29 protein-coding genes are annotated in these 26,152 nt (G+C 57.5%); 24 read left to right on the top strand and 5 right to left on the bottom strand.

What is annotated here, in order from left to right:
• Positions 1-523: 523 nt before the first annotated feature.
• Together FIV00_RS26000 and FIV00_RS25995 are read right to left on the bottom strand one after the other, a co-directional pair.
• Entirely contained in the window at positions 524-1,192 is a 669-nt protein-coding gene (locus tag FIV00_RS26000) for a phosphoribosyltransferase (RefSeq protein WP_152503435.1), read from the bottom strand.
• Positions 1,167-2,072 (bottom strand): DNA-processing protein DprA, encoded by a 906-nt coding sequence (locus FIV00_RS25995; protein ID WP_152503434.1) that lies wholly within the window; start codon positions 2,070-2,072, stop codon positions 1,167-1,169. Before FIV00_RS25995 ends, FIV00_RS26000 begins: the two co-directional genes overlap by 26 nt.
• Before the next feature lie 714 nt (positions 2,073-2,786).
• Here FIV00_RS25995 and FIV00_RS25990 point away from each other — a divergent pair.
• From FIV00_RS25990 to FIV00_RS25935, 13 genes are all read left to right on the top strand, one after another.
• Positions 2,787-3,128 carry a hypothetical protein gene (locus FIV00_RS25990; protein ID WP_371419555.1) on the top strand — a complete coding sequence of 114 codons (342 nt, stop codon included), beginning with the start codon at positions 2,787-2,789 and terminating at the stop codon, positions 3,126-3,128.
• Positions 3,129-3,706: 578 nt separating this feature from the next.
• Positions 3,707-4,030 (top strand): DUF736 domain-containing protein, encoded by a 324-nt coding sequence (locus FIV00_RS25985; RefSeq protein ID WP_152503433.1) that lies wholly within the window; start codon positions 3,707-3,709, stop codon positions 4,028-4,030.
• Between the two features lie 179 nt (positions 4,031-4,209).
• Entirely contained in the window at positions 4,210-4,470 is a 261-nt protein-coding gene (locus tag FIV00_RS25980) for a helix-turn-helix transcriptional regulator (RefSeq protein ID WP_152503432.1), read from the top strand.
• Positions 4,471-4,602: 132 nt separating this feature from the next.
• Complete coding sequence (locus FIV00_RS25975; RefSeq protein ID WP_152503431.1) at positions 4,603-4,866, top strand: DNA -binding domain-containing protein; 264 nt, start codon at positions 4,603-4,605, stop codon at positions 4,864-4,866.
• Between the two features lie 122 nt (positions 4,867-4,988).
• A complete protein-coding gene (locus FIV00_RS29975; protein ID WP_173006164.1) occupies positions 4,989-5,285 on the top strand; it encodes a transcriptional regulator domain-containing protein in 297 nt (98 codons plus the stop codon).
• 124 nt (positions 5,286-5,409) lie between these two features.
• On the top strand, positions 5,410-5,757 hold the full coding sequence (locus FIV00_RS29970) for a DUF2285 domain-containing protein (RefSeq protein ID WP_173006163.1): 348 nt from the start codon (positions 5,410-5,412) through the stop codon (positions 5,755-5,757).
• A 127-nt stretch (positions 5,758-5,884) separates the two neighbouring features.
• Positions 5,885-6,160 (top strand): AlpA family transcriptional regulator, encoded by a 276-nt coding sequence (locus FIV00_RS25965; protein WP_152503429.1) that lies wholly within the window; start codon positions 5,885-5,887, stop codon positions 6,158-6,160.
• Between the two features lie 18 nt (positions 6,161-6,178).
• Complete coding sequence (locus FIV00_RS25960) at positions 6,179-7,315, top strand: replication initiator protein A (protein ID WP_152503428.1); 1,137 nt, start codon at positions 6,179-6,181, stop codon at positions 7,313-7,315.
• Positions 7,312-7,977, top strand: coding sequence for a ParA family partition ATPase (gene parA, locus FIV00_RS25955; RefSeq protein WP_152503427.1), 666 nt, complete (start codon positions 7,312-7,314; stop codon positions 7,975-7,977). Before FIV00_RS25960 ends, parA begins: the two co-directional genes overlap by 4 nt.
• Entirely contained in the window at positions 7,974-8,210 is a 237-nt protein-coding gene (locus FIV00_RS25950; protein WP_152503426.1) for a hypothetical protein, read from the top strand. Before parA ends, FIV00_RS25950 begins: the two co-directional genes overlap by 4 nt.
• Entirely contained in the window at positions 8,210-8,728 is a 519-nt protein-coding gene (locus FIV00_RS25945; RefSeq protein ID WP_152504453.1) for a DUF2840 domain-containing protein, read from the top strand. The genes FIV00_RS25950 and FIV00_RS25945 overlap by 1 nt, the downstream gene beginning before the upstream one ends.
• Positions 8,725-9,231: a S26 family signal peptidase gene (locus FIV00_RS25940; protein WP_152503425.1), complete on the top strand. Its 507-nt coding sequence runs from the start codon at positions 8,725-8,727 to the stop codon at positions 9,229-9,231. The genes FIV00_RS25945 and FIV00_RS25940 overlap by 4 nt, the downstream gene beginning before the upstream one ends.
• A gap of 259 nt (positions 9,232-9,490) precedes the next feature.
• Positions 9,491-11,251, top strand: a complete 1,761-nt coding sequence (locus FIV00_RS25935; RefSeq protein WP_152503424.1) for a DUF3363 domain-containing protein — start codon at positions 9,491-9,493, stop codon at positions 11,249-11,251.
• A 57-nt stretch (positions 11,252-11,308) separates the two neighbouring features.
• On the opposite strand, the gene FIV00_RS25930 is transcribed toward FIV00_RS25935, so the two are convergent.
• Positions 11,309-12,388, bottom strand: a complete 1,080-nt coding sequence (locus FIV00_RS25930; protein WP_152503423.1) for a DUF3800 domain-containing protein — start codon at positions 12,386-12,388, stop codon at positions 11,309-11,311.
• 106 nt (positions 12,389-12,494) lie between these two features.
• Positions 12,495-13,874 carry a hypothetical protein gene (locus FIV00_RS25925; RefSeq protein ID WP_152503422.1) on the bottom strand — a complete coding sequence of 460 codons (1,380 nt, stop codon included), beginning with the start codon at positions 13,872-13,874 and terminating at the stop codon, positions 12,495-12,497.
• A 360-nt stretch (positions 13,875-14,234) separates the two neighbouring features.
• On the opposite strand from FIV00_RS25925, the gene FIV00_RS25920 reads away from it, so the two are divergent.
• Both FIV00_RS25920 and FIV00_RS25915 read left to right on the top strand, forming a co-directional pair.
• Entirely contained in the window at positions 14,235-16,220 is a 1,986-nt protein-coding gene (locus FIV00_RS25920; protein ID WP_152503421.1) for a conjugal transfer protein TraG, read from the top strand.
• Positions 16,221-16,230: 10 nt separating this feature from the next.
• Positions 16,231-16,662, top strand: a complete 432-nt coding sequence (locus FIV00_RS25915; protein WP_152503420.1) for a CopG family transcriptional regulator — start codon at positions 16,231-16,233, stop codon at positions 16,660-16,662.
• Positions 16,663-16,777: 115 nt separating this feature from the next.
• Here the strand turns inward: FIV00_RS25915 and FIV00_RS25910 are convergent, their stop codons facing one another.
• The gene (locus FIV00_RS25910; RefSeq protein ID WP_152503419.1) at positions 16,778-17,554 is read right to left on the bottom strand and encodes a hypothetical protein; all 777 of its coding nucleotides are present in this window, start codon (positions 17,552-17,554) and stop codon (positions 16,778-16,780) included.
• A 452-nt stretch (positions 17,555-18,006) separates the two neighbouring features.
• Here FIV00_RS25910 and trbB point away from each other — a divergent pair, with 452 nt between their 5' ends.
• The 9 genes from trbB to trbG are packed head-to-tail and all read left to right on the top strand — an operon-like array spanning position 18,007 to position 26,106.
• Positions 18,007-18,990, top strand: a complete 984-nt coding sequence (trbB, locus tag FIV00_RS25905; protein WP_152503418.1) for a P-type conjugative transfer ATPase TrbB — start codon at positions 18,007-18,009, stop codon at positions 18,988-18,990.
• Positions 18,991-19,040: 50 nt separating this feature from the next.
• A complete protein-coding gene (locus tag FIV00_RS25900) occupies positions 19,041-19,319 on the top strand; it encodes a TrbC/VirB2 family protein (protein ID WP_371419596.1) in 279 nt (92 codons plus the stop codon).
• Positions 19,319-19,579 carry a VirB3 family type IV secretion system protein gene (locus tag FIV00_RS25895; protein WP_152503416.1) on the top strand — a complete coding sequence of 87 codons (261 nt, stop codon included), beginning with the start codon at positions 19,319-19,321 and terminating at the stop codon, positions 19,577-19,579. Before FIV00_RS25900 ends, FIV00_RS25895 begins: the two co-directional genes overlap by 1 nt.
• A gap of 9 nt (positions 19,580-19,588) precedes the next feature.
• The gene (gene trbE / locus FIV00_RS25890) at positions 19,589-22,030 is read left to right on the top strand and encodes a conjugal transfer protein TrbE (RefSeq protein ID WP_152503415.1); all 2,442 of its coding nucleotides are present in this window, start codon (positions 19,589-19,591) and stop codon (positions 22,028-22,030) included.
• Positions 22,027-22,785: a P-type conjugative transfer protein TrbJ gene (gene trbJ, locus FIV00_RS25885; RefSeq protein ID WP_152503414.1), complete on the top strand. Its 759-nt coding sequence runs from the start codon at positions 22,027-22,029 to the stop codon at positions 22,783-22,785. The genes trbE and trbJ overlap by 4 nt, the downstream gene beginning before the upstream one ends.
• Positions 22,786-22,793: 8 nt before the next feature.
• Positions 22,794-23,066 carry a putative entry exclusion protein TrbK-alt gene (gene trbK-alt / locus FIV00_RS25880; RefSeq protein ID WP_152503413.1) on the top strand — a complete coding sequence of 91 codons (273 nt, stop codon included), beginning with the start codon at positions 22,794-22,796 and terminating at the stop codon, positions 23,064-23,066.
• A 3-nt stretch (positions 23,067-23,069) separates the two neighbouring features.
• Complete coding sequence (gene trbL / locus FIV00_RS25875; RefSeq protein WP_152503412.1) at positions 23,070-24,323, top strand: P-type conjugative transfer protein TrbL; 1,254 nt, start codon at positions 23,070-23,072, stop codon at positions 24,321-24,323.
• Positions 24,323-25,006 carry a conjugal transfer protein TrbF gene (trbF, locus tag FIV00_RS25870; RefSeq protein ID WP_152503411.1) on the top strand — a complete coding sequence of 228 codons (684 nt, stop codon included), beginning with the start codon at positions 24,323-24,325 and terminating at the stop codon, positions 25,004-25,006. The genes trbL and trbF overlap by 1 nt, the downstream gene beginning before the upstream one ends.
• Positions 25,003-26,106, top strand: coding sequence for a P-type conjugative transfer protein TrbG (gene trbG / locus FIV00_RS25865; RefSeq protein ID WP_152503410.1), 1,104 nt, complete (start codon positions 25,003-25,005; stop codon positions 26,104-26,106). The genes trbF and trbG overlap by 4 nt, the downstream gene beginning before the upstream one ends.
• Positions 26,107-26,152 lie beyond the last annotated feature (46 nt).

Genomic DNA, 26,152 nt, shown 5'->3' with positions numbered 1-26,152 from the left:
ACGAAGCGTTCATCTATGAGCCCCCTAAGAATGGCGGCTTTGGCGCCGTGAACGGACTGTCCGGTTCTGGAAGTTCGATAAGTAAGGCGGACGTTCTCTCAGGTTGGAAGCGCGGTTGCTAACGGCCCAAAGCCGCCGTTGACACGCTCCGCCGCCAACGTCCGCTTCGCGCCCCCGAATCAGTCGTTCGGTGGTTTGAAAAGTTATCTCCAAGGCAGTCAGTCTTGCTGAAGACAGCCAAGGTCACTTTCAGGTAACCGTCTCGAGTTTGAGGTTTGAGCGTGTCATACTGAACTTCTGACAACGTGCCGGTAGTCTGTTTCTAATTCTGAGACAACCCGCAGGAATTTCGCGTTTTGATCAAGTCAGGCTGACAAGTGCCAACTGTAAAGTCTGGTATTTAAATGCCACTTGAATCGCAGACATTCCGAATTCTCGCTCGAACTACGTAAAATCAACCTCTGTTCTCAAGTTAAATCATTCTTGCAACAGAGCGTCCGATCGCACTTATTTCGCTACAGAGTTATGGCTCAATGTCGAAGTCATCAAAACCTAATGTGCGCTCTGGGACCCGCCTTGCCACGAACAATCCGAAAACTGATGCAGTGGGGTGAGCCCTCTTTACGATGCGGCTACAGGCAACGAAGGTCGCACCGGTGACGAGCACATCGTCTAAGATGACTACAGTATTGCCGATTGGTTTGCGATTGGCCTCCTCCTGATTCCAGAGTAATCCATCCTCCAGTATGTCCGGCCCCGGTCGGTCGTCGGTTAAGTGAGCGGCCGGTCGGGATTGGGACGTGTTCAAAAGGCACCGAGCATCAATATTAGGGGCGATACCCTGGGCAATTCGCTCGATTCTATCGTCATACATAGGATCAATTGGGGCTTTGGACGGGGGAGCCGGAATGATTGTGAGGTTTGGAATCGCCACGGGATCCAAATTGGCGCAGATTAGGCTCGACACCTGAGATATTACCCGATTCTTATGCTGCCACTCAGCCGTCCCACGTTTATCAGGTGTCTTTTTTAGGTTGCTGATAATGCCGTTGGTGGTGCTATGTTTCCAACCCTTTCGCGCGGTGTATTCTCCAAAAAATGCACACTGATCATCAGGGCCAAGATAATAGTGATCCGGCCGCTCAATTTCACCGATGGTTCGGGCTTTATTGGACCAACTCTCGTCTGACATCGTCATAGTCCCTGACGCGAATGGCGCCTTGCTCTTTGAATTTATGCGGCCATGTCAGGCGATCGTCCTCAAAACAACTATTAAGGATAAAAAGTTTCCTACCTTGTTTCAGGGCTTCACGAGCCTGTGTCAGGGTGCCGGAGGTCTCGCCAGCTTCAACGATAATTGTCGCCTTAGTCAGCGCAGACATGGTGCGATTCCGCTCCGGGAAAAAGAACCTGTTAGTTCTCGGATTTTGGGCTTCGTACCGTTCAACTGGAATTTGACTTACGAGAAGATATTTCTCAGATAACAGACGCTGCAATGATGCGTTCGACTTCGGATAATTGTGACCGAGCGGAGTTCCTATCACACCGATAGTTTGACCTCCCTCTGCTACTGCTGTCTCGTGTGCGACAGTGTCGATTCCCTCAGCAAGCCCCGAAACGATTGTAAATTCGTCTTCTAAAAGTTTGCGCACAAGTTGACGAGCTCGACGTTTCCCATCGTCTGTCGGCTTTCGTGTTCCGACAACTGCAACAGACGGTGTGTCAATCAAGTCCCACCATCCTTGGAAATAGAGTAATTCGACGGGGTAGGTGGCATCCCTAAGCCGCTCCGGATATTCAATTTCACCACGGAGCCGAATATTGAACCAACCGTCCACTTTTTCGCGTAGTTTGTGCACGACCCGGTGACCAACAGCACGCGCCTCTTCCTCCGGCACAAAGTCTGATGGTCTCGCATTCGGGCGCCCAGAAAACTTGCCTGCTATTGTCTTAAAGCTCGCATTGTGATCCGACCAAAGCGCTTCATAAGCCCCAAGTTCCAGAGCTGCATCAATTGCGTCGATAAAGGGACCGGTTCCACGTTTTGGGGAAAACAAAGTCGCACTCGTCATATTTCTGAACCTCTTGATGTCACTAACAATGGGCACCTAAAATAGAACAAAAGGGGAACATTGAAAAGAACATAGTAAACTCATAAGCGAGATGGCTCAGACATTAAAGTATCCATGAAACCTAAAAAGAATTTTGCACGGATACATGAGGAACGACAGCACAGCGACTGGCGGCAATTATGGCAAAACGTCTGCGCGGCTAGTGGCGCCGCTGGGAAACTTCCTAATGCCAACAACGGCAAAGAGAAGTAGGTCAATATGCGTCAATTTCAAGGGTCGGCTGCTTCATAGCCTTGGCGATTGAAACCTTCCTGTCCGGTTTCGACCTCATGCTGGTCGTTCATTGAAGCCGCAGCGAATTCAAACTTTCCGCCCATCCTGTGAATTTGCTGCGCCTTAAGTGATTGTCCGCTCTCGGGCGCAGTTTTCAATGCGGCGCACGACCGAAATGGCGGCGCGAAGCTGTCATTTGTTGATCGTGCAGCATCCGACCGCACTGGGCTCAAAGCAAACTTTCCTTCTCGCTCCTTTACCCAGAGTATGATACCGAATTGCTGTGCCGTGGTGGTGGTGGAGGCGCGATTGTTTGAAGCTCATCTTAACGAGACACCACCACGATAGTCTTATCGATCATCGTTGCACTCGTCGCGATCGGTGCTTTTTTTTTGGTTGCTGTTTGCGCTTGCTGCTTTCGCGCTACCAGTTTTCACTGGCGTGGCAGCAGGAACGTGGGCCTACCAATCTGGCGCAGGCCTGCCGGGCAGCGTTCTTATCGCGCTTGTCAGCGCGGTGCTTGTGGTCGGCATCGGTCATTTCCTGATCCTGGTCGCCCGACCTGTGTGGCTGAAATTTGCTGTGACGCTCGCGTTCGTCGTACCCGCTCTGATTGTCGGCTATTGCGCGACCCATGGCATCGCGAAACATCTGATACCAACTGAGACGTGGCAGCTTGTTTTCTCAGTAGCGGGCGCAATCGCGATCGGCATCTCTGCAATTTTTCGCATAACTTCTGTCGCCAAGTCACGAAGGATAGGACACAAGCCAGCGAGCGCTTAACCGCTCATCTTGGTAGTGTGTGGCCAATTGCCGAGACTGTCCGCTTGCCTAAGTCTCACACAGGCTGCGGCATACTTTTTCATCGGCTTCTACCAGCAGCTGAGAGTGATTAACAACCTTCGCTGTCGTGGGGATGACTCTGCCCCAGATACCCCCAGCTTCAGGACCGGAGATGGCTTTCTTGCTGATATTGGGCGCTCAATAGGTTTCCGATGAGACAACCCAGCACGACTTAAAGTGACGTCTAGGTTCTTTCGTGTCAGCCAACCTCGAGAGCGCCGCGTTGCCACCATCTCCTTGAATATCTCCTGTGGACCGACCGCTCCAAATGGCCTCTTTAATGGACAGATCTGGCCGAAGAGCGGCTCCGCCTCGATTTCCTATCGCAATGACGCCCGTCAAGTTTCCTCCCCTGACGGCTTCGCCGCCATTCCTCGCGCACCAAGAAACGTGTCGGATCGCCATCCTCCGCTGTTGCTGCGGTCGCAAGCGATGCGCCGCCAATCGTCTCCGGCCTCTTCGATCGCCATCGAGGCCGCATGGTGCGGGCTCGAACCCAGTGATCAAGGAGAACTCCCATGGCAACCATCGGTACCTTCAAGAAATCCGGCAACGAATTCACCGGTGAAATCGTCACTCTCAACGTGCAAGCCAAGAACGTCCGTATCGTTCCTGAAACCAGCCAGACCAGCGAAAACGCCCCTAGCCATCGCGTGCTGGTTGGCCGCGCCGAAATCGGAGCCGCCTGGTCCAAACAGTCGAACGAGGGACGCGCCTATCTCAGCCTCAAGTTGGACGACCCGAGTTTCACGGCCCCGATCTTCGCCAACCTCTTTGATGACGAAGAGGGCGACGGCTACAGTCTCATTTGGTCCCGTCCTACGCGTCGAAGCGCCGAGTGACCTCATCAACGAGCCTCACCAAGAACCTTGGTGAGGCTTATCTAACAAACCGAATCAGTTTCTTTCGCTCGCGCAGGCTGCGCAGAAATTAGCCGCTCACAGCTGGAAATCACAAACAAGAACGACTAAATTAGTCGTAGTTCTGGCGAGCCAAATGCCCGCGGTGACAGGTGATCATCATGATCACCGCTCGACAATCACGGGCTGCGCGCGCTTTGCTAGGGTGGACGCAGGAGACACTTGCCGACAAGGCTCGGGTTTCCTTGACCGCTCTGAAGCGACTTGAGTCTGAAAGCGGGCTCGCAGTGTACGAAACCACACGTGATCAGGTCCGGCGTGCATTTGAGGCCAATGGCATCGTCTTGCTGAATTCGGACAGGGGAGAGGGAGTGATGATCGTTGATGACGCAAGGGATCAACACCGAGGCACTGTCGGCTGACGTTTCGACCTAGCCACGGTCAGGCCTCAAGTTCCCAAGTCTTTTTGTTTCTCTGTCCACTAAGCAGCAAATGTGGTCAGACTGTGATGAACCCTCTTTGGGTGTGTGTCGCCCGTAACACTAGGATTTTCGATGCGTGAGCCCAAGTTCTCGGTTGAGCCGCCTGGAGGTGACGAGATCACGGACTATGATCGCGAGCACCTGAAAACTTATCTCAGGCTGTTGGACGCCGACACAGACGGCGCAGACTGGGAGGAGGTTGTGGAGATCGTGATGGGGGTCGATACAGCCGTCGATAGCGAGAAAGCCAAACGCATGCATGCATCACATCTTGCGCGCGCCCGCTGGATGACAGAGAGCGGATTTTTGGGTCTTTTGAAAGGCGGCAAGCACTGACTTTCCGGTTGTGATGCGCGCTTTGCATCACCCCATGCTCGCTGGGGAACACGTGTCGCCACAATCTGAACGAGTTCTTTAATTGAATACACGCATTCGGCAAATTCGTTGGAGTTCGGCCTATGGCGGAAGACAGGAATTGGCGAAGTGCGAAGGCCTACGATTATGTGGACCAGCTCGATCCAGCCTCTCTTGCCTGGGAGTTTTTACGCAGAAACCGGAAATACAAGGAACGCTATGACAAGCTTTCCGAGAAAGAGCGGGGATCGTCCAACGACGAAATGACCCGGCATTGGGGACTGCGCTTTCCCGATCGATCCAAATCAATCAGCAAAGCAAGCGCGTGTTTTCTTCTCACCGCATTGGGATCCTGGAACACTTCTTTTGGTTCCCTGCAGCCAGGCACAACAGCCGCCTAACCCAGTCCTTGCGCTCCCGAAGACGACCACATTCGAAGCATCTGAAGGGCATTACTTCCATATCAAGTTTAAAGCGGCATGTTTTCCGGCTCTTTATTCCGGAGCGCTTCCTGCAAAGGGTGCTGTGGCAGCCACCATCTGGTTTGATCCTCTTTTGGAGGATCGTCTGGAAACGGTTCGTCGGTTTGCCTTTGCGCTCAACGGCAAGACACTCCCGCCCGATCCCCGTCTAACGTCCTACCGTCTCAGAAATCTTCGGCAGGCGCTCCAGGTGTTGGATGGCCGCATGGAAGGCGCAACCTATCAGGATGTTGCCCAGGCCGTGTTCAAGACGAAACCCGTCAGCGCGACGACCTGGAAGACCATGTCTGAAAGAGATGCCGTCATGCGCCGTTATCGTGAGGGCACGAAACTCGTCGGAGGCGGTTACAGACGTCTCCTGTCACGCCGGCGTTTGGGGCAGGGGCCTTGAAACGGAGGGGGTGCGGAAACGGTCTTCTCTCTTCGCACTCCCACCCCGCTGACCTTCTCCGCCATCGTGCTCGTCAAGAGTCCGTTGCTATCCAGCGGCTTTAGAAACACTGACGGAGACCCATTTCATGCCCGCAAATCCGACCGGCTTGCCGCCCCGCTACCTTAGAACGCCGGAAGCCGCCCGTTTTCTCGGGCTGTCCGGCCGTACTCTTGAAAAACACCGCACCTACGGGACCGGCCCTTCCTATCGCAAGCTCGGTGGCCGCGTCGTGTATTCCCTGGAGGATCTTCAGGCATGGGCCGATCGCGGCGCCAAGACCTCCACCTCGGATCCGGGCGCTGGCACTGTCCTGCCTGCCAAACGGCACCAGCGTGCATCAGTGGACACAAGTCGACGCTAGCGCCTCGGATCGACCGTTATGGCGAATACCTCCGAAAAGTCGGAAAGAGCGCAGTTGGAACTTTTCCGGGCGCTTTCCCGTACAGCAGACCCCCGCGATGCGCAGGACCTGATGGCCTATCCCTTCTTCAGTCTCTCCAAATCCCTCAGAACAGCTCCGATCGATTATGTCTCTGGATCTGTCTCGATCCGGGTTGAAGCCGTGCCGCGACACGGGATGGCGACCATCTGGGATGCGGATGTTCTGATCTGGGCATCCAGCCAGCTTGTGGAAGCCCATGACAAGGGGCTGCGCACCTCGCGCCTTATGACGGCGACCCCTTATGAAATCCTTACCTTCATTGGCCGCGGCACCTCCGCGCGCGATTATCAGCGTTTGAAAGCCGGGCTCGACCGGCTGCAATCCACGACCGTCTGCACGTCAATCCGCCACCCGGTCAAAGGGCAGCGTCACCGCTTTTCCTGGATCAATGAGTGGCGGGAGCAGATAAGTGAAACCGGGAGACCCAATGGAATTGAACTGATCCTCCCCGACTGGCTCTATCGGGCGGTCCTCGACAATGCGTTGATCCTCACTATTGACCGGGCCTATTTTCGATTGACCGGGGGGCTGGAACGCTGGCTTTACCGGATTGTCCGCAAGCATGGCGGCAGCCAGCCGTCCGGGTGGCGCTTTGAGGTCCGGCATCTTTACCAAAAATCCGGATCCCTCGCGCCGTTCAAACGGTTTGCCTTTGAGATAAGGGAGATGATCCGACGACAACCGCTTCCCGGATACACCCTGTTTTTGGAAGTAGAAGCGAGCGGCCGAACACTACTTTCCTTCGAGCCCTCCCGAGCCTGTGGACCTTCTGTGGAACCGTTCGTGCTTTCGGGAACCCAAACTATCGTGCCATCGGGAACCGGACTATCGTGCTATCGGGAACCCATACAGGACTTAAGTCACAGATCCGAAACACCTAATCGCGTCCTTAACTTAGAGTCTAACAAAGACTCTAACGTTTTTTTGGAAACTGGGACTGGGGACAACACGTCCGACGGCGCGGCATTGCGCTCCAGAAGCGGCTCCCGAAAGGTCTGGAAGTCCCGCTTCTCTGATGCAGACGGAGCTAACCCTAGCCATTCGCCCAGCTCAGCTTCGGACGACGAGCAATGATTGTCGCCTTCTTGAACCAGAAAGGGGGTGTTGGGAAAACGACCCTGGCTCTGAACCTTGCCGGTGCTTGGGCAAGAGACGGGAAACGGGTCACCGTGATCGACGCGGATCCTCAAGGATCAGCGCTCGATTGGTCAGAGGCGCGTGGCCGGGAGGGGTTCCCAAGACTGTTCGGCGTTGTCGGTTTGGCGCGCGACACGCTCCACCGGGAAACACCCGAGCTTGCCCGCGGCGTTGATCATGTCGTGATCGATGGGCCGCCGCGTGTTGCCAGTTTGATGCGCTCAGCGCTTCTGGCGAGTGATCTGGTGCTGATCCCGGTTCAACCCTCGCCGCTCGATGGCTGGGCGTCTGCCGAAATGCTGGCGCTCTTGAACGAGGCGCGGATCTATCGACCGGAGTTGTTGGCGCGATTTGTCCTCAATCGCTGTGGCGCGCGTACGCTGATTGCAAGAGAGACGGCCGACAGTCTCGCAGACAGCGATCCCTCTCTTCTTGCCACATCCATCGGGCAGCGCGTTGCGTTTGCAACGTCGGTACAGACCGGCCGTCTGGTCTTTGACGGTGATCAGAAAACACCGGCAGCGCATGAGATCGCAGCACTGGCATCAGATGTTCTGCACCTTGGCACCAGGCTGGGGACAGGGAGACAATTGCCATGAAAAGCAGAACCTTTGCTTCTCGCCCGCGTGACACGGACAGCTGGATCAAGGCTGCAGACAAAAAAGACCGCACACAACACAGCGACGGATTTACCGAGCGACTGACCATCGACGTGACTCCGGATCAGCGCGCACGGATCAAAATCGCAGCCTTTGAGCACGGCATGACCGTCGCCGACATGCTGCGCGATCTGCTGGCGCGGGAATTTCCACCAAGCGAGGGAAGCACATGATGAGCCAAAAACCGCACTTCGAATGGCCGGCCCACAAACTGCCCGACGATCTGCCGGCGGACATCACGCTGGTCGAGTTGACCTGGAAGAAAGGGGCGATCGAGCACTGGATCCGGTTCGGGCGACCGACTTATGAGCACATGATCAATCGCGAGAAACGGTTGGTCGGATTTGTGTCCGGGAGTGTTTTCGCCTTCGTGCGATGGGCAGCAAATGGCTACGGCACCATTGTCTCCAGGATAGATGTCTTGCAGGCCGTTGAACGAGCCGCGCCATATCAGACCGTCCCCTTCGTGCGACCCGGCGGTGCATTGCTCCTGAAAATTCACGGATGGTCAAGGGTCGAACAGGTCTTGAAAATAATCGATGCGATCGAAGCAATGGGCATCGATCCGGTTGATGTCTCGACCGACTACTGGCGACATGCGCACCACCGTTTGAGTGTCGGGGAAGAACCCCATCCCTATTCCCGGGCTGAACACCGTGCCTGGCTGAAACGGCAACGGATATTATCATGAGCGGACGTCACAGGATCGGCATTGCGACGTTGCTGTCTGTCGGCCTTGTGATCAGCCCGATGATGCTGGCATGGTCGCCCCGCCTCATCTGGAACGCCTCCGCAAGTGTCCCCATAGGGCTCTATGCAGCGCGCCCCGTCGAGGAGATCAGGGTCGATGATCTGGTGACCGTTTATCCATCCGATGACCTCGTTCGTTTTCTAGACAAGCGTGGCTACGTGAATCCGGGCACGCCGTTGATCAAGTATGTGGCCGCGCTATCTGGCACGACGGTCTGCCGGAAGGACAACACGATCATTGTCGGAACTGAGGTTCGCGGAAGAGCGCAAAAACAGGACAGAGAAGGTCGTGCATTGCCAACCTGGCAGGGGTGTCAGGTGCTCGGTCCCGGTGAGGTTTTCTTCTTAAATCATGCAAGACCAGACAGCCTCGACAGCCGGTATTTTGGTCCCCTGCCGGTAAGCACAATCGCAGCACGACTGACGCCTCTTTGGATCGATTGATGTGGTGGATGCATTTTTGACGGTGCGCACTCTAAAGAAAGAGCAGCGGGCACAAGCGAAGGATTGGTCAGGGGAGAAGTACCGCAGTTGAGGGATGGCGAGATAAAAGGCGCACGCCGCTCGAACCACAAGTCATTGAAATGACATGGGTTCAGGCGTGCCGGTCGGTTGGGGCGCGTGCCGTTGCCAAAGAATTGTCATTTGATTTCAACGCTGTTTGCGGCACTGCGGCCGGATCCCGCGATGAGGAAGAGACGTGATGAGCAGCGACGAGCGCGATTTCCGTATCCGTCCTGGCCGCGTTCGCGACAAACGGTTTCCGCGCCAGAAAAGTTTCATCAGCAAGGTGATCCGCGCGGCCAAGAAGTCCGGGCATGTCTCGGCGTCCGGAGCCGGTGGCCGTGGGTCCGGCTATGGCCGATCGAGCTTCGGCCGGGGCCGAACGCGCTTCGCTCGCGCCCGTCTCTTCAACCCCTCCAGGCGCGTGGTCGTAAAGGCCCGAGTCGTCCGTCACAAGGGCCGTGCATTTCGTTCCGCGCCACTTACCGCCCATGTCGCTTATCTCAAGCGCGAGGGCGTCACCCGCGATGGCGAACGCGGCATTATGTTCGACGTGGCAAATGACAGTGCCGACGACCGAGCCTTCGCCGAACGATGCGAGGACGATCGGCATCATTTCCGTTTCATCGTGTCGCCAGAAGAGGCGGTCGATTTGGAGGATCTCAAAGTGTTTACCCGCGATCTTGCCGGCCAAATGGAAGCTGATCTTGAAACCAAGCTCGACTGGATCGCCGTCGGTCATTGGAACACAGACAATCCGCATATCCATCTCCTGGTGCGCGGCGTCGACGAAACCGGTGCCGATCTCGTCATCTCACGTGACTACGTCATCCGCGGGTTACGCTCACGCGCCGAGGAACTGGTCTCACTCGAACTCGGCCCAAAGCCGGAACACGAAATTCGCGCGACACTTGAGAAGGAAATCACGGCAGCGCGCTGGACGAGCCTCGATCGCGAAATTCGTTTCACCGCCAACGAGACAGGCTATGTCGACCTTCGCCCGAACGCCGATCGTATGGCCAACAAGGAAACGCAGCAGCTGATGATTGGCCGTCTGCAACATCTGGAAAAAATGGGGCTTGCTGCCCCCGCCGGTCCCGGTGAATGGTTGGTCGGGCTTGAGGCCGAACGCAAGCTACGCGATCTCGGTATGCGCGGCGACATCATCAAGACCATGCATCGCGTCTTCACCGAACGAGACCAGGACCGTGGCATCAGTGACTTCGCGGTCGAGACCGGAGAAATGGGCGCACCGATAATCGGCCGGCTGGTCGATCGCGGCCTGCATGACGAGTTGACCGGCGAAGCCTATGCCGTGATCGATTGTACCGACGGGCGCGCCCATCATGTCCGCTTCCGAGGCATCGAAGCCTTCGATCACGCACCACCTCCCGGCGGCATCGTCGAAGTGCGGTGGTTCGGCGGGTCGAACGATCGTCTACCAATCCTCGTCCTGTCATTGCGCTCTGATCTCGATCTCAACGCGCAGATCAGCGCGCCGGGCGCGACCTGGCTCGATCATCGGTTGGTCGAACAACATCCCATGCCGCTCTCGATAGGCGGGTTCGGGGGTGAGGTCAGCCAAGCGATGAAAAGACGCGCCGAACACCTTGTCGACGAAGGGCTTGCGCGTCGGCAAGGCCAACACATTATCCTGCAACGCAATCTGCTCAGTACTTTGCGCCAGCGTGAACTGGACTCAGTGGCCGGAAAGCTCGCTGATGAGACCGGATTGTCCTATGTGAAATCCGCGACCGGCGAGCATGTCACGGGCACCTACCGCCAAAGACTGACGCTATCGACCGGCCGTTTCGCAATGATCGACAACGGCTTCGGCTTTCAACTCGTGCCCTGGTCGCCGTCGCTTGGGAAAAGGCTGGGCCAGAAGGTCTCCGGGTTGGTGCGCAGCAGCGGTGGGATCGACTGGAGCCTCGTTAACAAAAAGGGGATGAGTCTGTAGATCGTGGTAAAAGGTGGTTTTCACTTCTGGACAGGCTAAGTTGCTTTTCATCGCGATTCAGACTTTGGGCGGCCCAAAAAAGTTGGCGGCAAAGTAATCAATAACTTCGGAGGCTTGGGTCCCTTCACGGAAGCGCCGCTGCTCTTCGAAGTCTATGGAAGGCATGAGGTGGATAAATTGGTTTTCGGCATAAAGGGACATCAAAATTTCGGGGTCTAAACCACCCGAGCGCAGACCGGTCATATTGTTTGCCGCCTCAATCGCAGCACCAATCATGACGTCGGCTAGTTGCACAGCGGGGCTCGCCTTAGAGTCAACCTGGGTAACTTCGGTCAGCTTCAACGGAAATTTGATGGAGGCGATCTGGGTCTGGCGAAACTCGATATCCTGATCATGATCGATGAAGCGCTGTAGCAATTCATTATATCGTAGAAGGTTCTTGGACTGGTCATGCTCGACCCGGTAGGGTCCGTCGCTCATCACCTCCATGCGGCTGATTAGCGATTGCAACACAACCAGGGCAGCATCAGTATCCACACCAGGATTTGCTAGCGCTTTGAGGCACTCAGGAGCCGCGAACTGGGCCAACGGTCCCAAAGCTTCTGGAAACTCACTCCACTGCGTCGCTCGTGCGGCCTTTACCAATGTCTTGAGCGCGGGCGGAGTTTTCTCTTTGACGGCATTCTGGAATGCGATGAGCAAGTTGTCGAAGGCAGGTTGCCCAAGGAGGGATGGCCCCGCGAGAGTGAGCAGCGATGCCATCGCATAGTTTTGGCCGTCCGCGTAAAAATTCATGCCCCGTTCATAGTAGAATGGCTCGACGGCATAATCGACGAACATCAACACCAGCAGATAATGCTTATCACAGATGTAGGTCACACTCTTGTATTGAGTCAGAAGGTCGCGTTGCAGAGACAGCAATCTCTGATGATTGCTTTTTCGCCGCGAAAGCGAGCGATACTTGAGTTCTGGCGCTTGCAGCCTCGGAAAGTATTCTTTGATGAGTCGAGCGGCCTCTTCATCACTTATCGCGACCGCCGAAGCACCTTGGAAACGCTGATCGGAGTTTAAGATGTCGTATCCAGTATAGCCGCTCTCGTCGATACGAAAGCATTCCGCGTCAGTACTCTTTGACACAATCGCTCCACCGTATTGAGATTTCTAGGCGTGTTGTACTTCTCCACTCTAGTTATTGCATTTAATTGTGATCAACGATGGATTTGCGGCCATAGGATCGCGTCTGTCAGTCCTCGGGCTCGGGCTCGGGCTCGGGTTCAGGCGGAGGCGGTGCCCAACCGTCAGATTGAAAAAAGGCAAACACGTCTTCATATTTTTCGTTGCGGCGCATGCGACGAAGGTGTTGATAGAAGCGGTTCCGCGCTTCAGCGCTTGGCTGGTCAGCGGCTACGGCGTTACGGAGAACGCCAAGCAGAAGTGTATCGGTCTCAGCAGCGTCCCAGTTTTGGCCGTTATCGACAACCGCGTCGAGAAGTTGGTCGATTCTGTGGCCGTCGAGGCGGCCAGCGAACGGGGATATAAAGTCGCGGAAATGCGCCTCCGATCCGCGAAAACTCCCAGAATTTTGATACAATTCAATCGCCCTCGGCCAGAGCTCTATGAGCGGCTGCGTAGCAATCGCGTTAGCGAGATGCTCGTCATTTAGGTCGGCAATCACTGTAAGGAGTGGGGCGCGGAATTGCGGCAACGTCACGCCTGCAAGGATACGAAAATCGGGGATCGTAGCCGGATCTGCGTTATCGACTGTCGCTTGCAAGGCCATCCGTGTTGGTTCCAACAGAAGCGGCCAGAAATCCGGAAATGCGGCAATAAATGCGATCGCACGTGGTCTGTGCTCGGGATCAAGAGTGTCGATTAGCCTGACGATTGCTGGTGAGACATCCGGCCATGCCTGCCCCGCGCGTTCGCGCACCGCAACAAGTGACGAAATGATCTTGCTTTGTTGAAGTTCCCATTGGGCCGGCACACCCTTGAGGAGGGATTTTGCCAACACCGTGCCGAAATTGCGGATGTTCTGAGTGCGGACACGCTCAAGATAGCGTTGCTCGACATAGTCGAGGATGCGAGTGTGGGCTGTCGGGAAACCGGGCGACTGAACATCAACATCATAGAGGTCGAAAATCGCCTTGCCCTGAAGAGGCTCCTGCGAGAGAACCAGATCAACCGCGTTAACCAAGTGAAGGCGCACCAACTCAGGCGACGGCTGGAACAACTCAGCTTCTGCCGAGAACGCAGGGTGGGCGCAGAGGTGCCTATCTTCCCGGAGGCGCACCAATTGCGTTCGGGCAATGCGATTGACGACCTGGGTATTGGCGGTCGCGTCTTCGACGATATCCCCCTCAAGTTGAAGTAGCTTTTTGACGTCGTTGGTGGCAGTGGCGTTATCCCATGAGGTAACAAAGGCAGTAGCCGCGGCATCGCCCATAGCGCTCAACTCGCGATACTTGGTGATGAGATCATATACGAGTGAGACCCACACGGAGGTCATTGAAGCGCGAAGTGCACCCGACTTGTAGGCTTTCACTGCATCAAGAAAATAGATCCTTGACTGCGGGTTGCGAATTCTTGTTAGCAAGATGTCGACGTCAATAAATTCGGAGTCCAAGGCGTCCTACCTGATACGAGCTGTAGAAGTTAATCTATAGGCCAACATCCATTCTTTGTCTTTATATCGGTGCTAGAACAATTGCGGGCGAAGATTGGGGTCACACTATTGCCGGCCAAGAATCCCTCAGAGTGCGGCGTTGGACTTTGATCCTTCTGGCCTCCGGGCCCAAAGTTTGGTCAGTTATTTCCAAGTTCCCGGGAACGGCTTCACTCCCATACCCAGCAGTTGGTCTGGCGGCGACTTTAATCCCGGAGCACAGTCGATCTATCCCATGTGTACGCCGATGCCGCCGTTCTTTCGACGGACCTCATGCAGTGCTTGTCACCCATCTCAGTTGTGCGTTGGTCTAGTCCGATCATGTCAGCAACCAAGATCCTCTGGGGCCAGATTGTCGTCGTATTCCTGATCGTCCTTAGCACCACATGGGGCGCGACGGAATGGGTTGCCTGGCGGTTGGGATTTCAGCCGCAACTCGGAACGCCTTGGTTCGATCTTGCGGGATTCCCATTCTATTACCCGCCGGCTTTTTTCTGGTGGTGGTATGCCTTTGAGGCTTATGCAATGCCGATCTTCATCGAAGGCGCCCTGATCGCGGCTTCAGGCGGTTTTCTCTCGATTGGCGTGGCAATAGCGATGTCGGTTTGGCGCGCGCGGGAGGCCAAGAACGTTTTTACCTATGGATCCGCGCGATGGGCCGATGCTAAGGAAATCGCCAAGAGTGGATTGCTCGGATCGGATGGAGTGGTGTTGGGGAAGTTCGCAGAACACTACCTGCGCCACGACGGTCCTGAACATGTGCTCTGCTTTGCGCCAACGCGGTCCGGCAAAGGTGTTGGCCTGGTCGTTCCTACGCTTCTGACCTGGCCGGGCTCGGCCATCGTCCACGACATCAAGGGAGAGAACTGGGACCTGACCGCCGGTTTTCGATCTCGGCACGGTTGTGTGTTGCTCTTCGATCCAACCGACCCCAGGTCGTCTGCCTACAACCCGCTGCTCGAGGTTCGCCGCGGCGACTGGGAGGTTCGTGACGTGCAGAACGTCGCCGATATTCTCGTCGATCCGGAAGGATCGCTTGAGCGGCGGAATCACTGGGAGAAAACCAGCCACTCGCTTTTGGTCGGCACCATCCTGCATGTTCTTTATGCCGAACCGGACAAGACGCTCGCGGGCGTCGCCTCATTTCTCTCTGATCCGAAGCGGACGATCGAGTCAACGCTAAAGGCGATGATGACGACACCGCACCTCGGCGATGCTGGAACGCATCCGGTAGTCGCTTCCGCGGCACGGGAACTTTTGAACAAGGCCGACAACGAGCGCTCCGGCGTACTCTCGACCGCCATGTCGTTCCTCGGACTCTATCGCGATCCCGTTGTCGCAAAGGTGACCCGGCAGTGCGATTGGCGCATCGCTGATCTGATCGACAAGGAACAGCCTGCCACGCTCTACCTCGTCGTGCCTCCCTCCGACATCGCGCGCACCAAACCACTCATCCGGCTCGTGCTGAATCAGATCGGACGGCGGCTGACTGAAGACCTTCAGGAAAAAAATCGGTGTCAGCGCGTACTGCTCATGCTCGATGAATTTCCAGCGCTTGGCCGGCTTGATTTCTTCGAGAGTGCGCTTGCCTTCATGGCTGGCTATGGGCTCAAGTCTTTCCTGATAGCGCAGTCCCTCAATCAGATCGAAAAGGCCTACGGGCCCAACAACGCGATCCTCGACAACTGCCATGTCCGCGTGAGCTTCGCAACCAATGATGAGCGAACCGCAAAACGGGTTTCAGATGCGCTTGGCACGGCAACCGAGATGCGTGCTATGAAGAACTTCGCGGGCCACAGGCTGGCGCCCTGGCTCGGCCACCTCATGGTGTCCCGGCAGGAAACCGCGAGGCAGTTGCTCACGCCCGGCGAGGTCATGCAGCTTCCCGCGACAGATGAGATCGTCATGGTCGCGGGCCTGCCACCTATCAGGGCCAAGAAAGCCCGTTACTACGAAGACGCAAGGTTCAGCGAGAGGATCGCGGCACCGCCCGAACCGTGCGCAACCGTGCCACCCGAAAGAAGCGATAGCTGGGTCGGCCACGTCATCGCGCCCGCTGCCAAGCTCGCCTCGGAAGAAAACGCGGGCACCACGGACAACGCCAATGGCGGAATACGACGGCAACCGGAACTGCCTCAACACGAAGACATCGTGCAGCAGCCCGAGGAACCGAAGCCGTACAGCGAATTCGATTTGCTCGAGGACGATGCGGACGAGCCCGCGAAACAGGCCCGGGTATTTCGTCAGCAGGGACGTCAGATCGCCCGGCAGGCGTCTCTTGATCCCAAGGACGGAATAAAATTGTGAGGACCATGGCATGCGCAGTCGGATGAATGTTTACTTTCCCCCAGAGATGCTGAAGCAGATTGCCGATCTCGCCGATCGCAAGGGCCTGTCCCGCTCAGCCATCGTTGAAGCGGCTGTTGCCTCGTTCTTGTCTCCCGACGGTTCGGATCGAATGGAAGCGGCGTTCACGCGCCGGCTCGACCGCCTCACGCGACAGGTTCAACGCCTGGAACGTGATATTGGGATCAGCGTCGAAACACTGGCGCTATACATCAGATTCTGGCTAGCCATCACGCCACCGCTTCCAGAAGATGCTCAATCCGCAGCACAGATCAAAGGTAGGGAACGCTTCGAAGGCTTTGTCGAAACGCTTGGGCGCAAGCTGCAGAAGGGGCAGAGTTTTCTGAAAGAGATTCCTGATGACGTCGAAGCGAATACATCAGGTATCGCGTCGAATGATTAGTATATCCGATTGACTGTGACCGGAGCACTACTTGATGACAGTTTAGAACCAACACCAACAGTTGCTGCAGTAAAGCGACTGGTGATTTCTGGGTTCGATTGTTGACCTCTCCGGGTCAGCGACCGTCCGGGCCAGATTTCCCGCCATAGGGTCGTGGAGGCAAGCCTTTCGCCATCCTGTCGTCGGCCAGCAAGTCCTCATAGCTTTCCCGCCCGAGTTCCTCCCAAGACGTTGTGCCAATCGAAAGGTTTAGGATGTTCAATCCTGCAGCGGCCCTGAAAATGAGCTCTTCAGCAGGTTCGAGCGTAGGGCCTGGCTGCCGCTTGACCGCAGCCCATTGTACCCGATTAATGACAAACGCAGCGAAGTCGGCCAACTGTATCCCGACCAACTCCGTCGACCTGCGGAAGTTTGCCTTCGGGCCCTCGATAACGTCCGACCAATTTGGCAGCTCCCGCTCGCCACCAGCAGGCATTAATCCCTCGTCGATGTAGAGTGGGACAGGCAGGTTAAAATCTGTCGGACTCGCAGCTTTCATCGTACGCAAATGCTTCGAAGTTTTCGAGCAGAGCAGCAGCAGACCGAAGTGTGATATGTCATCAAGTCTCCAGTCGCCAACCCGTTTACTATCGAGTGAACGCCAGATGTCGGGATGGTCGTTAAGCGTGCTGTCGCTAACCGTCTGGTGCACTATCGGCAAACTGAAGCTCTTCATCAGATTGGCCATCAGTTCCATCATTTCGGCGCGCTTCCCCGGCATGACAGATTTCCACGGTCCCTGGCCGCTCCAGATCTCGGTGAAGTGCAGTTCCTCGGCAGCGAAGTCTCTGCGCACGCCGTCAAGAAAGACCTCCATCAGCGCGTTGACCTCATCGGCGACGATCGACGGCACGATGACAGCTGTCCAGGACTTACGCGATGGAGGCAAAAAAACCGAGCCAGAATCCGCCCCAGGGTTTCCAGAGTCGTCAACGTAGACCGCCCCTTTCGTCGGCGAATGTCTTTCCTTTTGCGCCAAAGTCCACTCCGGTGGGTCACCGCATGAATAACGCTGATCGTGTACCTAGTGGAATTTACCCTATATTTTTGATGCCTTCGATTTCAAAAACGGTAGTTCGCATCAAACAGAAAGTTTCATCCCTCTGCCGGCGGCTCGTCCTTTTGCTAGAGGCCCATTTCTTGTTCGGTTCAGCTAGCAGTTCAAATTGTTTCCGCCGTTCCCCTGTCTTTGCACGCCACACCGCGACACTGCCCATAAGGGTGTTGCGTCAGCCTGATTCCTGCATTTTCTAATCATCCTCGACTTGGATCGCAGACGCGATCTCCACACCATTCGGAGGCAACATGCCGGCGCTATCTTCCAGTTCAGAGCTCTCCTCCCGCGGCGCACGCATGCTGCGCACGGCTTTGGGACCTGCCATTGCACGGTTCCTGGAAGACCCGACCATTGTCGAAGTCATGCTCAATCCGGATGGCCAGCTTTGGATCGATCGGCTGTCCGAGGGACTGGCCCGGACGGGGGACGCCCTGTCTGCCGAAGACGGTGAGCGCATTGTCCGTCTCGTTGCCCATCATGTTGGTACGGAAGTTCACGCGAGCACCCCGCGCGTCAGTGCGGAGCTGCCGGAGACGGGTGAGCGGTTCGAGGGTTTGTTGCCGCCTGTAGTAACGGCTCCGACCTTTGCGATCCGCAAACCCGCAATCGTGGTGTTTTCGCTCGACGACTATGTCGCCGCCGGCATCATGACCTCAGATCAGGCGGTGGCCTTGGGGTCAGCAGTCGCGGCCCGCCAGAACATCCTCGTTGCCGGCGGCACGTCGACAGGAAAAACCACATTGACCAACGCGCTCCTTGCCGAGGTGGCAAAGAGCGCTGATCGCGTGGTGCTGATTGAAGATACACGAGAGCTGCAATGTGCAGCGCCTAACCTGGTGGCGCTTCGCACCAAGGACGGTGTTGCGACGCTGTCCGATCTTGTTCGATCCTCTCTGCGCCTGCGTCCAGACCGCATTCCAATTGGCGAAGTGCGTGGCTCCGAAGCGCTTGATCTCTTGAAAGCCTGGGGCACGGGTCATCCAGGTGGCATCGGAACCATTCATGCCGGCACGTCCATCGGCGCACTCCGCCGCCTCGAACAACTGATCCAGGAAGTGGTGGTCACAGTGCCCCGCGCGCTGATCGCGGAGACCATCGACTGCGTCGCCGTGCTGTCCGGCCGCGGTTCAGACCGCAGCCTTGCTGAACTTTCCTCGGTCGAGGGGCTCACAGCCGGCGGTGACTATTGCCTCAGTCCCGCCTGCAAATCCCCGAAAGGAACTCTCGTATGATCCGTCCCACCGCACGCTCATGCTGCAAGGTCTTTGGGCACTTTTCGACATTGGGTGTTGTGGCGATGCTGGCATCGCACGCTCATGCGGCTGGCTCGTCCATGCCCTGGGAAGCGCCGCTTCAATCGATCCTGGAATCGATCGAAGGGCCCGTCGCCAAGATCATCGCCGTGATCATTATCATCATCACCGGTTTGACGCTCGCTTTTGGTGACACGTCGGGCGGTTTCCGGCGGCTGATCCAGATCGTTTTCGGCCTGTCGATCGCGTTCGCCGCGTCGAGTTTCTTTCTGTCGTTCTTCTCGTTTGGCGGCGGAGCGCTGATCTGATGCAGGAGATTCCAGGTTTTGTCGTTCCGCTCCACCGCGCCTTGTGCGAGCCGATCCTGCTCGGCGGTGCCCCGCGTGCGATCGCCATCCTGAACGGGACACTTGCCGCTGCGCTGGGTCTCGGCTTACGTCTCTGGCTTGTTGGATTGATCTTGTGGGCCGTCGGTCATGGCTGTGCGGTCTGGGCGGCAAGGCGGGACCCGCAGTTCGCCGATGTCGGACGCCGCCATTTGCGCCTTCCGTCCCATTTGAGCGTGTGAGGGACTGCCATGATGAACCTCACTGAATATCGGCGCACCTCTGCCCGCCTTGCCGACTACCTGCCCTGGGCTGCGCTCATTGGCGAAGGCCTCGTCCTCAACAAAGACGGCTCCTTTCAGCGGACGGCCCGTTTTAGGGGTCCGGATCTTGACAGTTCGGTTGCCTCGGAACTTGTCGCGGTCGCCGGCCGTTTCAACAACGCTCTGCGCCGCCTCGGATCCGGCTGGGCGATTTTCGTGGAGGCGATGCGGGTTCCCTCAAAAGCTTATCCCGAGGACAGGTTCCCCGATCCGGCGTCGGCGCTCGTCGACACCGAACGCAAGGCCATGTTCGACGAAGAGGGCACGCATTACGAGTCCTGCTCCTATCTCACTTTCCTTTATATGCCCCCGGTCGAAGAGGCATCCCGTACCGCGCAGTTTTTCTTTGAAGGCAATGAGACGGGCAGCGGGGCCAAGCCTCAGGAACAGCTTCAAGGATTTGTCGACCGGACGTCGCGCATTCTGTCGCTTCTGGACGGCTTCATGCCTGAATGTGCCTGGCTCGATGATGCCGAGACGTTGACCTACCTGCATGCCACGATCTCGATCCATCGGCACAAGGTGGGGGTTCCCGACGTTCCGATCTATCTCGATGTGCTGCTTGCCGATCAGCCGCTCACCGGTGGGCTTGCTCCAAGGCTCGGAAACGCCCACCTGCGTGTTCTAACCATTGTCGGGTTTCCGGGTACGACGACGCCCGGGCTTCTCGACGAGCTCAACAGGCTTGCCTTTCCCTATCGCTGGTCAACCCGCGCGATCCTGCTCGACAAGGTCGATGCCACCCGCCTGATTACCCGCATTCGCAGGCAGTGGTTTGCCAAGCGCAAGTCGATCGCAGCCATCCTCAAGGAGGTCATGACCAATGAAGCTTCCGTCCTGGTCGACACTGATGCTGCCAACAAGGCGGCCGACGCCGACGAGGCGCTGCAGGAACTCGGTGCCGGCATTGCCGGTCAAGCCTATGTGACAGCGACCCTGACTGTCTGGGACGCAGATGCAAAACGAGCAGACGAAAAGCTCCGCCTTGCCGAGAAGGTCATTCAGGGCCGGGATTTCACGGTCATGCCGGAGACGGTAAACGCGGTCGAAGCTTGGCTCGGCAGTTTGCCGGGGCATCCTTATGCCAATGTTCGCCAGCCGCCAGTATCAACCCTCAATCTCGCCCACATGATCCCCCTCTCGGCCGTGTGGGCGGGGCCGGAACGGGACGAGCATCTGGTGAGCCCCCCACTGCTCTTCGGCAAGACCGAAGGCTCGACCCCGTTCCGGTTCTCTCTTCATGTCGGGGATGTCGGTCATACACTGGTGGTTGGTCCGACAGGGTCCGGCAAATCCGTGCTTCTGGCGCTGATGGCCCTGCAATTCCGGCGGTACCCGAACGCCCAGATCTTCGCCTTCGACTTCGGAGGATCGATCCGGGTGGCTACACTCGCCATGGGCGGGGACTGGCATGACCTCGGCGGCAGCCTGACCGACGGCGACGCAAACAGTGTGGCCTTGCAACCGCTCGCCCAGATAGAGACCGCCGCCGATCGGTCCTGGTCCGCCGACTGGATCGCTGCCATGCTTGCCCGCGAAGGGGTCGCCGTCAACCCTGAGGTCCGCGATCACATCTGGAGCGCGCTCACCTCACTCAGCTCTGCGCCTCTTCTCGAGCGCACCCTGACAGGATTGTCGGTCTTGCTGCAATCGCTGGAGTTAAAACAAGCGCTCCAGCCCTATTGCATCGGCGGTCCCCATGGCCGGTTGCTGGATGCTGAAGAAGAGAACCTCAGCCATGCGCCCGTACAGGCCTTCGAGACCGAGGATCTGATCGGCACCAGCGCTGCGCGCCCGGTTCTTGCCTATTTGTTCCATCGGATCGAAGCCCGGCTGAATGGGCGCCCCACCTTGCTGATCATCGACGAAGGGTGGCTGGTGCTCGACGACGACGCTTTTGCCGGCCAGCTTCGGGAGTGGCTGAAAACCCTTCGTAAAAAGAACGCTTCCGTTGTCTTTGCCACGCAGTCGCTCTCAGACATCGATGGATCGCCCATCGCGCCTGCGATCATCGAAAGCTGCCAGACACGGGTCCTTCTGCCCAACGAGCGGGCGATTGAACCGCAGATCACATCGATCTACCGGCGCTTTGGCTTGAACGATCGTCAGATCGAGATCCTCAGCAGGGCGACGCCAAAGCGGGACTATTACTGCCAATCCCGGGCTGGCAACCGGTTGTTTGATCTTGCTCTTGGAGATGTCGCGCTCGCCTTTTGTGCCGCATCCTCCAAAGCCGATCATGCCGCGGTCGAAAAGCTTGTCTCAGTGCGTGGCCAGGCTGGTTTCGCGGAAAACTGGCTTCGCGCGCAAGATCTCGGCTGGGCGGCCGACCTCATCCCCAAACTGTCAAACCTGGAGACGCCGTCATGATTGTCCGTCGAACCCGTGCCTCCCTGATCGCAGCTGCATTGGCCATACCGCTCACGTTGTCTCCGACCGGCGTTCCTCCAGCACACGCCTGGAAGGTCGTTTTCGACCCAAGCAACTATACGCAAAATGTCCTGACAGCCGCGCGCACCCTGGAGCAGATCAACAACCAGATTGTCTCGCTTCAAAATGAAGCACAGATGCTGATCAATCAGGCGAAGAACCTCGCAAGCCTTCCCTTTTCGACTTTGCAACAGCTGCAGCAGTCCGTGCAGCGCACGCAGCAGCTTTTGAATGAAGCGCAGCAGATTGCATTCAATGTCCAGCAAATCGATCAGGCGTTTCAGACGACCTATGGCGCCGCGTCGCTGTCCGATACGGATCTCGATTTGATCGAAGCGGCGCGCGAGCGCTGGCAAAACACCGTCGCAGGTCTTCAGGACGCGCTCCGGATCCAGGCCGGCGTCATCGGCAACATTGATGTCAATCAGGCACAATTGAACGCTCTTGTTGGCCAAAGCCAGGGCGCGAGCGGTGCGCTGCAGGCGACGCAGGCTGGGAACCAGCTGCTTGCGCTGCAAGGCCAGCAGCTGGCCGACCTTACCGCGGTCATTGCCGCCAATGGCCGCGCCCGTGCGTTGGCCGATGCGGAGCGCGCGGTCGCGGCAGAGCAGGGGCGGGAACAACGCCAACGCTTTCTGGCTCCGGGGTCCGGCTATCAGCCTGGCAACGCCAAAATGTTTTACAGCGGCAACTGAGGCGCGTAATGGATGGCAAGACCCTCGCACGGATCGGTGCGATCATCTTTGTCGCAATCGCTCTGACGGCGACAGCTCTTGAATTTGTGCGCGAACCTGAAGCGCCGGCAGCGACCACCTCTCAGCCCGCGGTCACACATCAAGACAAGACTGATCCTTTGCGCCGGGAGCTGCGCAGGTGCCAGGCACTCGGTGCCGCTGCAACCCGTGACACGACGTGCCTGACGGCCTGGGCGGAAAACCGGAAACGGTTTCTTAGGCAGACCCCGGAAAGGCGATAGACCATGGGGGACACCGGCGTCATCGACCATTTTCTGGAAGTGTTCACGACCTATATCGATTCAGGCTTCGGCCTTCTCGGCGGTGAGGTGGCTTTCATCGCAACCACCTTGATCGTGATCGATGTGACGCTCGCGGCGCTCTTCTGGTCCTGGGGCGCTGACGACGACATTCTTGCGCGTCTCATCAAGAAAACGCTCTTTGTCGGCGTCTTTGCCTATCTCATTTCCAATTGGAACGCGCTGGCCCGCATCGTCTTCGACAGTTTCGCAGGGCTCGGGTTGAAGGCCAGCGGTACTGGCCTTTCAACGACCGACTTGCTTCGTCCGGGCAAGGTCGCCGAGACCGGCCTGACCGCCAGTCGGCCGCTCTTGGAATCCATCTCCGATCTGATGGGCTATTGGGCTTTTTTTGAAAACTTCATTCAGATCGCGTGTCTTCTGTTTGCCTGGGCGCTTGTTCTGCTCGCCTTTTTCATTCTCGCCATCCAGCTGTTCGTTACGCTGATCGAGTTCAAGCTGACGACATTGGCCGGCTTCGTGCTGATCCCGTTCGGGCTCTTCGGCAAATCCGCCTTCATGGCGGAACGGGTGCTCGGCAACGTGATTTCCTCCGGTGTCAAGGTACTGGTGCTTGCCGTTATCATCGGCATCGGCTCAACGCTCTTTTCTGAATTCACGGTTGGTTTTGGCACCAACCAGCCAACGATCGATGAAGCGATGGCCATCGTGCTGGCGGCGCTCTCCTTGCTCGGTCTTGGTATCTTCGGGCCCGGCATTGCCGGCGGCATCGTCGCCGGTGGCCCGCAACTTGGAGCCGGGGCAGCTGTCGGAACAGGTCTGGCCGCAGGTGGAACGATGCTCGCCGGCGCGGGTCTTGCCGCAAGGAGCGCCGGCGCTGCGCTTTCCGCCGGCAAAACCATCGGCACGGCTGGCACCGGCATGGCGCGAGGGGCGGCAAGGTCTGACGTATCCGCCTCGGACGGGTTGTCGGGAGCATCGAGCAGGACTGCCGGTTTAGGCGGGGCCGCGAAGGCCGGTGGTGTTTCCATGACGTCCCCGCTTAGACGGGCAGGGGCGCAGGGCGACGGATCAGAGAAAAAAGACCTCTCGTTATCTGCCGGCATGCCGGGCTGGGCCCGCCGCATCAAACGATCGCAGCAAATCGGCCAGGGCGTCTCGGCAACAACCCATGCCGTGCGCTCCGGGGATGCCGCGGGAAGCGGCGCATCGATCGATCTGTCCGAAAGGGACCGCTGATGTTCAAACGGCCGCAATCCCACTACGGCAAGACACCGGCACCCGAAACGCCTTATCAAAAGGCAGCCCAGGTCTGGGATGAGCGCATTGGGTCCGCGCGTGTTCAGGCGAAGAACTGGCGCTTGATGGCCTTCGGCTGTCTGTTGTTAACGGCGGGCTTTGCGGCTGCACTTGTCTGGCAATCGACGCGCGGCACAGTGGTGCCCTGGGTGGTCGAGATCGACAAGCTCGGCGAAACCCAGGCGATTGGACCCGCCCACACAGATTATCAACCCTCGGATCCGCAGGTCGCCTTTCATCTGGCCCGCTTTATCGAAAATGTCCGAACCATTCCCGTCGACCCGATCATCGTGCGCCAGAACTGGCTGAGAGCCTATGACTTTACCACCGACCGCGGGGCATTGGCGCTTAATGATTATGCCCGTACCAGCGACCCGTTCAAGAAGGTTGGGGAACATCAAGTGGCTGTTGAGGTGACCAGTGTCATCCGGGCATCCCCAACAAGCTTTCGCGTTGCCTGGATCGAGCGGCATTTTGAAAACGGCCAGCTTGCGTCGACCGAGCGCTGGACCGCCATCCTGACAATCGTCATCAAGCCGCCGCGTTCCGCCGATCGCCTGCGCAAGAACCCACTTGGGCTTTATGTCACCGCCCTCAATTGGTCGAAGGAGCTCGGACAATGACGTCTCAGGGTTTCGGTAAACCCGCAAGGGCGGCGCGCCGCAAAGCCTCCTTTGCGGGTTTCCTTCTTTCCGTAACCGTGGTTTCGGCCTGCAGCTCTTATAAGCCGCCTGAGATCAGTTACGACACGGATGTACCACCACTGCGCTCCGTGCCGATCTCTCAAAACGACGAGAGCCCCAAACCGTTGCATCTTCCTCCGGCCTGGAAGGTCGCCCACGGTGGCAAACCCGCCACGTCTGTGAAGGAACGGCTCGAAAATGCCAATGCGGCTGCGCGCGTCGAGCCGAGTCGCGAGGGCTATTACAATGCCATTCAGATCTATCCCTGGAGCGAAGGCGCTCTCTATCAGGTCTATGCCGCTCCGGGTCAAATCACCAACATCACATTGGAGCCTGGTGAACGTCTCGCTGGGGCGGGTCCGATTGCCGCCGGCGACACCGCGCGCTGGATCATCGGCGATACGGAAAGCGGCAGCGGTGAGAGCCGGCGCGTGCACATCCTGGTGAAACCGACCCGGCCGGACATCAGCACTAATCTCGTCATCAGCACCGACCGGCGGGTTTATATGATCGAGCTCAGCGCCGAGGAAAGTTTGTTTATGCCGTCGGTCGCCTGGGCCTATCCCGAGAAGCCAGTTTCCGAGAAGCGGGTCATTTCAGCGGCTCCGACGATTCCGGCTAAGGCGTCTCGCCGATACCGGTATAGCATCTCAGGCGATACACCGCCCTGGACACCGCTCGCCGTCTTCGATGATGGCCGCAGGGTCTATATCGCGTTTCCCCGGGGCATCATCCAGGGAGAAATACCACCGCTCTTCGTGATCGGTGCAGAGGGTGAGACAGAGATCGTCAACAGCCGTGTCCATCAGCGTTTCCTGATCGTGGACCGGCTGTTCGCGGCAGCGGAACTGAGACTCGGCAGCGGGCGCAAGCAACAGGTTGTCAGGATTGTTCGAACAGATGGAAGACGTCGTGGCCCATTTTCTGGGTCATTTGGGAGAGACGATTCCGATGGTGTGAGCAACGACGAGGCGGCAATGCCGCCGCACGGCGCCAAACAATCTGGGCACATGTGGTTGCACGGAGGTCAAAACTCGTGACCAAGGAAGACACCCGCACGGACGAGAAAGACCACAAGGGACCTTC

This window comes from Labrenzia sp. THAF82, from assembly GCF_009363435.1.
Classification (GTDB): Bacteria; Pseudomonadota; Alphaproteobacteria; order Rhizobiales; family Stappiaceae; genus Roseibium; species Roseibium porphyridii.
Note: the sequence above shows the minus strand (reverse complement) of the source record. Positions and strands in the feature narration are given on the sequence as shown.